Genomic DNA, 12,978 nt, shown 5'->3' on the forward strand with positions numbered 1-12,978 from the left:
TAACTTTTTTTAAAAAAGTTTTAACAACTCCTGCCTCAACTTGACAGCTATATTATATTAACAATTTTTTTATCCTTTGTCAATAGTTTTTTAGATAAAATAATATTTTTCGATAAAAAAGATTCTATGATATATCATAGAATCTTTTTCTTTTTAATCTTTGATATCGTCTTTACTTTCCTGAGCCATTTTTTCTTTTACTTCATCATATGACAGTGCATGTTCTTCTTTATCCATATTCTCTTCAGGCATTTTACCAGTTTCATAAATAGACTTGATTTGAGCAGCATCCAGTGTTTCATATTTGAGAAGGGCTTCTGCAATTAAGCGGTGGATTTCACGATTGTTATTGATAATATCAGCAGCTGTATTGCGAGCTTCATTAAGAAGATTTCGTACTTCATCATCAATAAGTTGTGCGGTCTTTTCAGAATACGAATGCTCTGGTGTAAATTGACCTGGTTGCATCGCATGGCTACCCTCATATTGAACTGGACCTAACTTCTCACTCATACCATATTCTGTAACCATGGCACGAGCCATTTGGGTAGCCTGTTCAAAGTCGTTAGAAGCTCCTGAGGTCTGCGCATTAAAAATGATTTCTTCTGCAACACGACCACCCATAAGACCTGCTAACTGCTCTTTCATATCATCTTTTGAAAGTAACATTTGATCTTCTTTTGGAAGAGCTATCATGTAACCACCTGCTCGTCCACGTGGTACGATAGTCACTTTATGAACCACACGGGCATTTGACAAAGTAAGACCAACAATAGTGTGCCCTGCTTCATGATAAGCAACCATTTGGCGCTCATGTTCAGAGACTGTACGGTCTTTTTTAGATGGACCTGCAATCACACGATCTTCGGCTTCATCAATATCGCTAGCATCAATAATGGTTTTATTACGGCGTGCAGCGACTAGGGCTGCTTCATTCAAGACATTTTCAAGATCAGCACCAACAAAACCTGGCGTTTGCTGTGCTACCACTTTAAGATCAACATCTTGTGCTAAAGGCTTGTTTTTCGCATGAACGCGTAAGATAGCTTCACGTCCTTTGACATCTGGGCGTCCAACTAAGACCTTACGGTCAAAACGACCTGGACGTAAAAGGGCTGGGTCTAAAACATCGCTACGGTTAGTTGCGGCAATAACGATAATATTCTCGTTACCTTCAAAACCATCCATTTCGATAAGGAGTTGGTTGAGCGTTTGTTCGCGCTCGTCATTACCTCCTCCCATACCTGCACCACGGCGACGTCCAACGGCATCGATCTCATCGATGAAGATAATTGCTCGTCCTGCTTTCTTTGCATCTTCAAAAAGCGAACGGACACGACTAGCACCAACACCGACAAACATTTCAACAAAGTCAGAACCTGAAATACTAAAGAATGGGACACCAGCTTCACCAGCAACCGCTTTTGCCAACAAGGTTTTACCTGTCCCTGGAGGCCCTTCAAGTAGAACACCAGAAGGAATACGGGCTCCAAGAGCTTTGTAACGCTCTGGCTCTTTCAAGAAATCAACAACTTCAACGAGTTCTTGCTTTTCTTCTTCCGCACCTGCGACATCAGAAAAACGTACTTTGACTTCACCTTTATTTGAAGAGCGAGCTTTATTTTTACCAAAACTCATGGCGCCACGTGCACCGCCACCACTTTGATTCATCATCATCATGAAAAATCCTAGCATGATAATGATAGGTAAAAAGCTAGCTAGAAACGAAATCCAAGCACCACTAGAACTCTCTGGTTTTACATTTACAGTGGTATCAGTCTCAGCTGCCGCATCTGTAATATCTTTGATACTAGCATCACTCGGCAGAACTATTGACGTAAATGACGTCACTTTCGAAGATGCCGCTCCACCTAAGAAGGTCAAACCAGTACTTTGAGAAGTCGTTTGTTCTTTTTCGTATTTACCACTAATTTCAATCACACTACCACTTGGTTGGTAAGTGATTGATTTGATGTCACCAGCTTTAAGCTGTTTGATAAGCTTTGAGTAACTAATTTGTTGGCTCTGTGTCCCACTGCCTCTAAAATAGTACTGGACAGAGGTCACAACAATAACAATGACTAGAATGTAAATAAAGGAACTTCTAATGAAGCCATTATTTTTATTGTTTTTCATATAATTGTTAACCTTTACTAATTATAAATTTCTTCTTTTAGGACTCCTACATAAGGAAGATTGCGATAATTTTCGGCATAGTCTAAGCCAAATCCAACGATAAATTCATTCGGAACATCATAGCAGACATAATCAGCCTCAATCTCAACCGCACGTCCTTCGGGTTTGTCAAATAGAGTGGCAATTTTAACAGAATTAGCCTGACGATATTTAAACATGTCACGAAGGTATTTTAAAGTACGCCCTGTGTCAATAATATCTTCAATAAAAATGACATCGCGCCCTTCGACGTTGGTATCTACGTCTTTCAAAATCTTCACTTCACCGCTACTCGTTGTACCACCATGATAGCTAGATACTACCATAAAGTCAATCTCGACATGTGTATCAATATGTTTCATCAACTCAGCCATAAATGGCACTGAACCTTTTAGGACTCCTACCAATAGTGGATTTTTACCTTCATAATCCTTGGTCAACTGTGCGCCTAGCTCTTTTGTTTTTAAAACAATGTCTTCCTCTGTATAGAGAATTTTTTTGATGTCATTTTCAAGCATAGTGTCTCCCTTATTTCATGCTTTTATAGTACAATTTGCCTAACATTATATCATGTTTATAGGCTTTTCTCAAATATGTTTTACGCTTTGTCACAACAAAGATAATCTGCCCATCTTGCTCACCAATAATAGCGTTTTGACGCTCAAACTGCGGTAACTTATCGTCAATAAAGAGTCTTGAGATTTTTTTATGAAATGCCCCCAAAAAGAGTTTATCACCATCTTGACGTCTTCTAAGATAAATCTTACTACGGCTATAAAGTGGTACAAAACGATCTGATTGCTCTAAAAAAGTAAACTGATACTCTCCATAATAACCCTCTTCACCATATAAAAGGCATAGAGTCTCGTCCTCTTGAGGCGATGTCAACGCTTTTTCAATCCAAAAATGCTTGTCATCTTTATACAAGACATAGCCCAACTTAATCTCATAGCTCAGATGCGAACGCCTTCTAAGTAAGTCTAACATTATTTTAAATTGCGCGCGACTAAGGTCTAATTCTGGAAAAGCAGTCAGATATTTCTGTAAAGACACTTCCTGGACAGACAGCGTTTGCTGATGAAATACTGTGACTTGTGTCATATCTTTATCAGCTGTCACATCATCAAAGGCTTGATATATCGTCTCAATATCTCTAGCCAAATAAGTCAGCGCTTTTTTTAATTGTGGGTTTTCCTTGGATAGACTAGGCAAATAGCTGTTTCGAACACGATTTCTAAAATAGTTTTCTGAGGCGTTAGAACTATCTTCAAAATGCTCAACATCAAGTAAGTCTGACTTTGATAAGTGTAAAAACGGTCTAATCAACTCACCACTACCAAAGCTTTGAACTTCCTTGATACCTGAAAGATGACGCAAACGACTCCCTCTGATAATCCTCATCAAAACCGTTTCAGCCTGGTCATCAGCATGGTGAGCCGTTACCAGAGCACTATAATGGTATTTTGACATAATCTCTTTGAAAAAAGCATAGCGAAAATCACGCGCACGTTTTTCTGTAAACTTACCTTCAAAATGACCAACATAAAGCGCTATTGAATGCTCTTTTGCCCACTGCCTGATGTAGTCTTCTTCAACACTAGCTTCAGGACGCTGATGGTGATTCACATGAGCAATCCCTAGCTCAATATCTAAAATATCACGATACGCATATAAAAAGTACAGTAAATTCATCGAATCTTTGCCTGTTGACACAGCGACAAGTACTTTTTGGTGCTTAGCAAATAATTGTTTATCTTGAAGATATGTTAATAATTTGGTGTCAGTCATCATTTTAAAATAGCATAGATATCATCAGCGATTTTGGTAATATCCTCGTAGGAGGCTTTATCTGTAAAAATGGATAGGATAAAAGGATGCTCTGCATACACAATAGCTACATCGTGCTTATAATCGTAAGCATCACCAATTTTATGAGCGACAGGGACCGATATGTTTTTTGAAATCCGATTATCATCGAAATCTGTATCAGACAAATACGAAATAATATCACCATCTTGATAGTAAATAGCCTCCATAAGATTGCCTGCACTATGAGCTGAAAACGAACGGTCCTTCATATTCCATGATTGTCCCATGATACTGGTCACTTGACTATAAAACGCAGTGTCATATTGATTGGTGATGTAATAACCAAGCATATTAGCAGCAACATTATCCGAATGTTTAGCAGTCATTTTAATCAGGTCTCCAACACTGTAATCTTTATTATCTGCTTTTTTAGGTAAATGCCCGCTGCCACTTGGGTCATATGCTCCATCAAATGTATTAACATCAGGTATGTAGCGTAACGTGTCTGATAAACTAATCTCACCATTGTTTAGCTTTTGTTGCGTAATATACAGCTCTGCTAGCTTAGCGATACTTGCTGAGTACATACTTTTATCCATATTGATGCCAGCAATAGTCTGAGTGTCTAGTTGCTTAACATAGATACTATAATTGTCCTTATTGTATTTTTCAGTTAAATACTTTTGGACTTTTAACATACGAGTATCTGTCGATGACACATCACTATCTAAAACCCAACTACCAACATCTAGTTTGTAGTAGGTTCCATAGTGTGTCTTGGCTTTAGCAACAACACGTACCTTATCGCCTGCAGTGAGTTTCGTTTCTTGGGGCTTAACCCCTATCTGATAAGGCGCCTGATACAAGACAAAACGGTCTTTTAACCAAAATGTCGCCTCCATCTCTAACGTCTCTACAACATCTTCATAGATAGCTTCTCGACTGGCCTCTATATAAGCACCGTCAGCCAATCGAAAAACGTAAATCCCTTGCTCATTGACCAATATCTCTGAAATACGCAACGAGCTATCTTTGGGTAAAGTCCCTAACTGCTGTGTCAAAGAAGAGTCACTGTAAGTCAAAGTGCTTGTCGCTAATCTTGGCTTTTGAGGAATACTTGTAAAATACATCAGTTGTGTAGCAGCTGTATTTGTCAACTCTTCTTTTAGCGTTTCGGACAATTCCCCCTCAACTTCGGTACTATCTACGGTCACTGGAAAAAAGAGCACTGCGGCTAAGATGATAGCCGTTAGTTTTTTCATGACTCCTCCTCTTTGACATCCTTTCCGTAAAATGCCTCTATAAGTCTTTGGTTTTTAACCTGCAATTCCTCTAACTTATCGTCTGAATATCTTAAAAATTGCTCTATTGTGGTTACGATATTTTCCATAGTTATTTTGGTAACAATCCTAGTACTAAATAAAGCGTTTCGCCGTCTTTTGAGAGATAGTACTTGGCACGCGCATATTTTTCAACATAAGTCGTATCCTGCAAACTTTTGGCAAGAAGCTGCTCCTTATCTGTCTTTTTAGCTAGTGCTTGGTACTCTTTATTTAACTTTGTTATTTCCGTTTTATTGTCTTGAATATTGCGGTAACTCTGAACAAGGTTAAATGTCGGCAGAATAAACAACAAGACCATACACAACATGATGATTCCCATCAAGCGATGACGACGACTCGTTTGCTCTTCTTCGTATCGCTTTTTTTGGTGCTCGTCTGTGATATATTGATTGTTCAGCTGAACGACTGGTTTTTTACTCATCTGCTTCTACCCTTACCTCGCTAATTAGCTCGTACATTTTAGCCGCATCTTCCTTCTTGGTACTATCTTTCATCTCTAGGACACGCACTGTTACTAGCTTTGTTCCAAATCGAATCTCAATAGTATCGTCAACCTTGAGAGAGGTTGATGATTTAGCTAAAACACCATTGACCTTGATACGTCCTTTATCAGCCACTTCTTTGGCAACAGGACGTCTTTTAATCAAACGTGATACTTTTAAATACTTATCTAAACGCATAGTTTCACCTCACTATCTTATTCATTCTACCATTTTTTTACAAAACAAACAGAGCTAGACCTCATATTATATCAAAAAAGAGGTATCCTATCCTCTTTTTACCTAACTGATAAAGCAGATACTGACACGTTTAAGATGTTTTATCTTGCTTTCTAGTTTTAATACTGACTAAGTGGCTCGCAAAAAGCATCAATTCAGCTAAAATGGTGTGATCTTTTTGTCGTCTGACATCAAAGGTAATTTCAACTTGACCTTGATGGTCGCTAATGCGTGCCTTAAGATGTGTCTTTGATAACGCTTCAAAGTAATCCTGAGTCAAGAAATGCTGTAACGATACTTTTTCAAAACGCACAACAACACTATCATGTTTACGCTCAATACGCTCTGCAAATGACTGATCTAAATAGGCTTTTAAAAGACCAATCTCTAAAAGATAGGCAACTTGATCAGGATATTCTCCAAAACGATCAATAATATCTGTTTGTAGCTCTTCATAATCGTGAACTGTTTCAATCTCACGAATACGCTTATAGATCTCGATTTTTTGACGCTCATCATCGATATATTCTTTAGGAATATAAGCATCGATATGTAGTATGATCTCACTATTACTTTTTTGTCTGACGGCTGTTTTACCTTGCTTTTCCAAAATAGCTTTCTCTAAGAGCTGAGAGTAAAGCTCAAATCCGACAGAGTCTATAAAGCCACTCTGTGACGCACCGAGGATATTTCCAGCTCCACGAATGGCTAAATCACGCATGGCAATTTTAAAACCAGAACCAAGCTCTGTAAAGCCTTTTATCGCTTCTAAACGCTTTTCAGACACTTCTGTCAAAAGTTTGTCAGGTCGATACATCAGATAAGCATAAGCAATACGATTGGAACGCCCCACGCGCCCACGCAATTGATACAGGGTTGATAGTCCCATATGATCAGCATTTTCAATAAAGAGAGTATTGACGTTTGAAATATCAACGCCTGTTTCGATTATGGTCGTTGCCACTAGGACATCATAATAACCATTTAAAAAATCAAGAAGTGTATTTTCAAGCTGAACCTCGCTCATCTGACCATGGACGAACCCAATGGTCGCCTCTGGTATTATTTCTTGGAGTTCTGAGACTTTTTGCTCAATCGTGTCAACCTTATTGTAAACATAAAAGACCTGTCCTCCTCGATTGAGCTCACGCATAACTGCTTCTCTAACCACGCCATAGTTGGTCTCCATCACATAAGTCTGTACAGGATAGCGATTGGTCGGAGGCGTTTCGATAACAGATAAATCACGAATTCCAAGCATAGACATATGCAACGTCCTTGGAATAGGGGTCGCTGTCAACGTTAGGACATCAACCTTGGTCTTCAGCGTTTTTAAAGCCTCCTTGTGTTTCACACCAAAACGCTGCTCTTCATCAATCACAATCAAGCCTAAGTCCATAAAGACGACATCTTTTGATAATAAACGGTGTGTCCCAATCAAAATATCGACTTGCCCTTTTTTAACTTTTTCTAATGTATCTGTCTGCTCTTTTTTACTCTTAAAGCGACTAAGGACATCCACCGTCACAGGATAATCCTCAAAGCGCTCTTTAAAATTATCATAATGTTGCTGCGCAAGTACAGTAGTAGGCACTAAAAAAGCGACTTGCTTGTGATCATTGACCGCTTTAAAAGCAGCTCTCATCGCCACTTCCGTCTTACCAAAACCGACATCTCCGACTAAAAGTCTATCCATCGGTTTATCACTTTCCATATCAGCTTTGATTTCCTTGATAGAGCGCAGTTGATCTTCTGTCTCAGCATAAGCAAAGGCATTGTCAAAATCATGCTGGAGATCATCATCAGGAGAAAAGGCAAATCCTTTTTGCTGACTACGCTTAGCATACAAAGCTATCAAATCATCGGCAATATCTTCTACTTGCTTTTCAACACGTTTTTTCGTTTTCTTAAAACGCCCATCATTAAGCGTATTAAGCTTGGGCTCCTTACCATCTGCGGATACATACTTAGAAAGTAACTCTATCTGATCAATAGGAATAGAAATACGGTCTGCACGTTGGTATTGGACCGTGAGGTAGTCTCTATGCACACCACCTACCTCAATCGTTTCAATCCCTAAATAACGACCGATACCATGAACGTTATGAACGACATAATCGCCAACTGCCAGCTCACTATAGTCTCTTAGACGCTCAGCATTACTGATATTTGAGCGGCGAATGCGACGCTTGACACTTTTATGAAAAATTTCTTTTTCCGTAATAAGGACTAGCTTACTATCTGAAACATAAAAACCATTAGAGAGATTGCCTATTGTCAACTGTACCTGATTAGCATGAAGCTGATTATGATTGACCACAGGCACAGACAAGCCATACTCTTCAAGGCTCTTTTGCAAACGCTCTAGCTGTTTTTTTGAGGAAGCTTGAAGGACAACAGTTGCTTTTGAATTGACATAACGATGAATCTCGTCAATCAACAGGGGAAATTGATTGAAAAATTCTTGCATGGCATATTGTGTTATCGTATAGCTTTTGTCAAACGTCAAACGACCCAAACCTTTTTGAAAAAGAGAAAAGAAGGTCGCTGGCTGATAGCCTCTCAGTTTTTTATAAATATCAGCAAAGTACGTCACCTGTGCAAAGCCCCGCCCTTGCTGTAAATCTTCTGTCAATAAGCTAGCACTTTCAAGATCAATGGCACTATTTCTGTCTATCAATTTTTGAAAATCATCAAAAAAGATAGGAGTACCCTTAGGAATATAATCAAGCAGTGTCCACTCTTTCTCATAAAAAAGCGATAGGAGCTTTCGTGTATCATCTAACCTATGTCCTTGTTGGCAGCTAGACAGCTGATTAGCAATATAACTCTTTAGTGGCTCACTGGGATTTTTTTGCCATTCTTTCTCTAAAAAACGACTCGCACGCGCAAAATCCTCAGAAGATAAAATCAGATCATCTGCTGGAGAGACATAAGCACTCTCTAGTGTCTCCAAAGACTTCTGACTATCGACATCAAAATACCTAATGCCATCCAACTCATCACCGAAAAATTCGAGTCGATAAGCTTTCTCACTCGTCATCTCAAAAATATCCAGAATATCCCCTCTATGACTATACTCACCAGGACTTCTGACTTGAGATACTTTTTCATAACCTATCTGAGCCAACTGCTTGACAAGCCTATCTAGCTCGTACTCTTCTCCTATGTCAAAGGAAAGTTGATTTTGATGATAAGCCTTAGGTGATGGTAATAATAAGCGTAACCCCAATAAACTAACCACTAAAATACCTGACTGATGCTCATCTTGTAAAAAACGCATAGCTGATAAACGAGAGACAGCTCTGTCTAACGACGAAAAGATAAACTCTGCTGGCAAAACATCATCTGTAAAGAACTGATAAACAGCCTCTTCACCAATAAGGCTAGATAGATTAGACGCTAATTCTTCTGCTTCATGTTGTGTGGCAACCACAACAACTATTTTTTCTCGACTATCCTCGTAAGCTGAGGCAATAGCTAGCGCTTTACTACTAGCAGACAAACCCATCACTAGCTGACGTCTAAGACTGTGCAGCACAGCGTGCCACTCTTGAATAGCTTCATTTTGACTAAATAACGTGACAATATCCATATCTCACCCATTAATACGTCGCATAATAGAGGCAGGTTCCTCTTCTTGTAAAAAAGCGTTGACAGCCTTGTCAACTTTGTCAAGGCTAATATCTATAACTATCCTGTCTTCGCTACTAAACTGTCCCAAAACATGATTGATGACAGTACCTTTCTTCTCAGGACGTCCTATACCTATTTTGATACGGTCAAATACTTGACTACCAATATGAGCTATAATACTTTTAATACCATTGTGACCACCTGCCGAACCTTGTTGACGAAAGCGAAGTTTTCCAACAGCCATATCAAGATCATCATAAATCACTAACATATCAGCAACATCAATATTATAATAAGTCAATAATGCTTTAACAGCCAGACCACTATTATTCATAAATGTTGTTGGTTTTACAAAATAGACCTTCTCACCATTGATAAAAGAGGAGGCTATCTGTGCTTTAAAAGTTTTATCTTCTGTAAAGGTGGTGTCAAGATTTTTGACAAAGTTGTCAATTGCCATAAACCCTACATTATGACGCGTGTTGTCATATTTACTGCCTGGATTTCCCAAGCCAACTATCATTTTGACCATGTCATTCTCCTTTTGAAATTGATGGTACGCAAAAATGATTAAGAGACCTAATAAGGTCTCCTAACCGCTAACTATTCGCCTTTTAAACGTTAAAACGAAATTCCATGATATCGCCATCTTGAACGATATACTCTTTTCCTTCCTCACGCAAGCGCCCTGCTTCCTTAACCGCTTTTTCACTACCGTAAGTCATCAAATCATCATAAGACATAGTGACCGCACGAATAAAGCCTCGTTCAAAATCAGAATGAATAATACCAGCTGCTTGAGGAGCTTTAATCCCTCTCTTGAACGTCCAAGCACGTACTTCTTTTTCACCTGCAGTAAAATAAGTCCCTAAACCAAGAAGATGATAAGCAGCTCGTGTCAACTTGTCAACACCAGACTCACTCAAACCAATAGCTTCTAAAAACTCTTGCTTGTCCTCATCATCTAGCTCTGAGATTTCCTCTTCTGCACGCGCAGAGATAACCACCACTTCGGCATTTTCTGTTGCAGCAAAATCTCTAATCTGTTTCACATAGTCAATATCATATGGATTAGCGACCTTGTCTTCGTCCACATTGGCGACGTAAAGGACCGGTTTGGTTGTCAAAAGAAAGAGACCTTTAACAATGTGTTTTTCTTCATCTGTAAAATCAATCGTTCTAGCAGATTTACCATCTTCTAAGACAGGCTTAATTTTTTGCAAAACAGCAAATTCAGCAACCGATTCCTTATCTTTTTGAGTGCGCGCCATTTTTTCAACACGCGCATAGCGCTTATTGATAGACTCTAAATCGGCTAAAATAAGCTCTAAATTGATCGTTTCGATATCTGCTAAAGGATCTACAAAAGCATCTTCACGCCCTTGCTCACGCATGACATTCTCATCGTCAAACGCACGAACAACGTGAACAATAGCATCTACTTCACGGATATTCGCTAAAAATTTATTACCAAGGCCTTCCCCTTTAGAAGCCCCTTTAACGATACCTGCAATATCTGTAAATTCAAAGGTTGTTGGAACTGTTTTTTTAGGGGTAATCAGCTCTGTCAACTTCTGCAAACGCTCATCAGGGACTTCTACCATGCCAACATTGGGATCAATGGTTGCAAAGGGATAATTGGCAGCCTCTGCTCCTGCCTTAGTAATTGCATTAAATAAAGTTGATTTACCGACATTTGGTAAACCAACGATACCTGCTGTTAAAGCCATAGATTAGTATTCTCCATTCAAAATAATCAGTCCTATTATACCAAAAAATAGGGACTTAGGTAAATATAGCGATCAAGACAAACCTGATTAAAATAACGCTCTGATAACTTTTTCTTAAGTTGAAATCTTTCACTAACAATACTATCAACTAGACGTCACTTGCTTTAGTTTTCGTTCAAAATCATGCCGACTCATCATAATGATATGCTGACAATTAGTACAGCGAAGTTTAATATCTGCTCCTAAGCGGGTAATCTCCCAAGCGTTTGCTTTTTTACCAGTTTCTTTAATAATACATGCATGTGGTTTTTTCATCTGTACGATAGAACCTAATTGGTACATATTATCTCCTTTTCTAGTTGTCAGGTATGAAAAAGAGCTAGAAAAATCACTCTTTTAATTCGTACGGACTGGCGTAATCAATTGAATGAAGTGATCAGCATCTTCAGTTGGTGTTAATGTGAAAGGACGTACAGGAGAGATAAAGTGAACACTGACTGTCTCACTTTTAAGAGCTTTCAAAGCTTCAATGAGATAAGTTGGGTTAAAACTAATGGTCAAATCACTACCTGATTGCTCTAAGGCCTCTAATTCTTCATTAACAGTACCAACTTCAGGTGAATTAACATGAGCAGAAACACTATTGGCTGCTATCTCTAAGCGGACAGTCCCATTTTGTGTTGCATTAGAGATAAGAAAAGCACGCTCCATAGCATGACGTAGGCCTTCTGTTTGAAAGACAACTTCTGTTTCAAATTGAGTCGTCAACAGACGATCAGTATCAGGATAAGTACCTTCTAACATGCGAGCATAAAAGCTGATATATTCGCTTTTGAAAAGTACTTGGCTATCTGAGAGATAGATTTCGATTGTTTTAATATCATCAGTAAAAACCGCTGTTAATTCTCTAAGGGAACGACTAGGAATAACAACATCAAAAGAAACTGAAGTATGATCTAATTCTAACTTACGTTGACTCATACGATGTGAATCAGTAGCAACAGCTTTAAACATATGATCTTCTAATACCATATGAACCCCTGTCAAGATAGGACGACTTTCTTGTTGACTAGCTGCAAAAGCCGTTTCAGAGATAAGCGTTTTTAAAACTTTAGTTTCTAAAACGAGAGGTTTATCTGTATTAACTTCTTGTAAAATAGGATAGTTTTCTACATCTTTACCTTTTAACGTGATTTCTGACTTACCACTAGTAAGAACTAATTGATGGTGTTCAATTTCTTTAAGGTCAACATTAATATCAGGAAGGCTTGAGATAACATTGATAAAAAAATTAGCATCAATTAAAATCGCACCCGTCGTGTTAATCAATAGCCCTGCATTTTGATGTTCAACTGGAATGGTATTTTCAATTGAAATTTGACCATTGGAACCTGTTAAGGTGACACCTTCGTTAGTCACTTGTAATTTTAAACTTGATAAAATAGGAATCGCGTTTTTAGACGAAATAGCACGTTTAGTTGCTGTTAGGGCTTGTAGAAAAAAAGTTTTGTTAATGGAAAAATGTAACATCATAACTCCTTTATTATAAGTATTATAGTTAGTAGT

12 protein-coding genes are annotated in these 12,978 nt (G+C 38.5%); all 12 read right to left on the bottom strand.

Annotated elements, in window-relative coordinates; all coding sequences use genetic code 11:
• Positions 1 to 153: 153 nt before the first annotated feature.
• A complete protein-coding gene (ftsH, locus tag ACLN19_RS05965; protein WP_413384319.1) occupies positions 154 to 2,136 on the bottom strand; it encodes an ATP-dependent zinc metalloprotease FtsH in 1,983 nt (660 codons plus the stop codon).
• Between the two features lie 17 nt (positions 2,137 to 2,153).
• The gene (gene hpt, locus ACLN19_RS05970; RefSeq protein WP_413384321.1) at positions 2,154 to 2,693 is read right to left on the bottom strand and encodes a hypoxanthine phosphoribosyltransferase; all 540 of its coding nucleotides are present in this window, start codon (positions 2,691 to 2,693) and stop codon (positions 2,154 to 2,156) included.
• Between the two features lie 10 nt (positions 2,694 to 2,703).
• Positions 2,704 to 3,963, bottom strand: coding sequence for a tRNA lysidine(34) synthetase TilS (gene tilS / locus ACLN19_RS05975; RefSeq protein ID WP_413384410.1), 1,260 nt, complete (start codon positions 3,961 to 3,963; stop codon positions 2,704 to 2,706).
• The gene (locus ACLN19_RS05980; protein WP_413384323.1) at positions 3,963 to 5,246 is read right to left on the bottom strand and encodes a serine hydrolase; all 1,284 of its coding nucleotides are present in this window, start codon (positions 5,244 to 5,246) and stop codon (positions 3,963 to 3,965) included. The genes tilS and ACLN19_RS05980 overlap by 1 nt, the downstream gene beginning before the upstream one ends.
• Entirely contained in the window at positions 5,243 to 5,374 is a 132-nt protein-coding gene (locus tag ACLN19_RS05985) for an SP_0009 family protein (RefSeq protein WP_413384326.1), read from the bottom strand. Before ACLN19_RS05985 ends, ACLN19_RS05980 begins: the two co-directional genes overlap by 4 nt.
• Positions 5,375 to 5,376: 2 nt before the next feature.
• The gene (locus ACLN19_RS05990) at positions 5,377 to 5,748 is read right to left on the bottom strand and encodes an FtsB family cell division protein (RefSeq protein ID WP_413384328.1); all 372 of its coding nucleotides are present in this window, start codon (positions 5,746 to 5,748) and stop codon (positions 5,377 to 5,379) included.
• A complete protein-coding gene (locus ACLN19_RS05995) occupies positions 5,741 to 6,007 on the bottom strand; it encodes an RNA-binding S4 domain-containing protein (protein ID WP_413384330.1) in 267 nt (88 codons plus the stop codon). The genes ACLN19_RS05990 and ACLN19_RS05995 overlap by 8 nt, the downstream gene beginning before the upstream one ends.
• 130 nt (positions 6,008 to 6,137) lie before the next feature.
• On the bottom strand, positions 6,138 to 9,641 hold the full coding sequence (gene mfd / locus ACLN19_RS06000; protein WP_413384332.1) for a transcription-repair coupling factor: 3,504 nt from the start codon (positions 9,639 to 9,641) through the stop codon (positions 6,138 to 6,140).
• A gap of 3 nt (positions 9,642 to 9,644) precedes the next feature.
• Positions 9,645 to 10,214 carry an aminoacyl-tRNA hydrolase gene (gene pth, locus ACLN19_RS06005; protein WP_413384334.1) on the bottom strand — a complete coding sequence of 190 codons (570 nt, stop codon included), beginning with the start codon at positions 10,212 to 10,214 and terminating at the stop codon, positions 9,645 to 9,647.
• Between the two features lie 82 nt (positions 10,215 to 10,296).
• Positions 10,297 to 11,412, bottom strand: a complete 1,116-nt coding sequence (gene ychF / locus ACLN19_RS06010) for a redox-regulated ATPase YchF (protein ID WP_413384337.1) — start codon at positions 11,410 to 11,412, stop codon at positions 10,297 to 10,299.
• 144 nt (positions 11,413 to 11,556) lie between these two features.
• Positions 11,557 to 11,754, bottom strand: coding sequence for a DUF951 domain-containing protein (locus ACLN19_RS06015; protein WP_413384340.1), 198 nt, complete (start codon positions 11,752 to 11,754; stop codon positions 11,557 to 11,559).
• Positions 11,755 to 11,808: 54 nt separating this feature from the next.
• Positions 11,809 to 12,942 (bottom strand): DNA polymerase III subunit beta, encoded by a 1,134-nt coding sequence (gene dnaN / locus ACLN19_RS06020; RefSeq protein WP_413384412.1) that lies wholly within the window; start codon positions 12,940 to 12,942, stop codon positions 11,809 to 11,811.
• Positions 12,943 to 12,978: the final 36 nt, after the last annotated feature.

The sequence above is a fragment of the Streptococcus lishijunsis genome (assembly GCF_047290665.1).
Lineage (GTDB): Bacteria > Bacillota > Bacilli > Lactobacillales > Streptococcaceae > Streptococcus.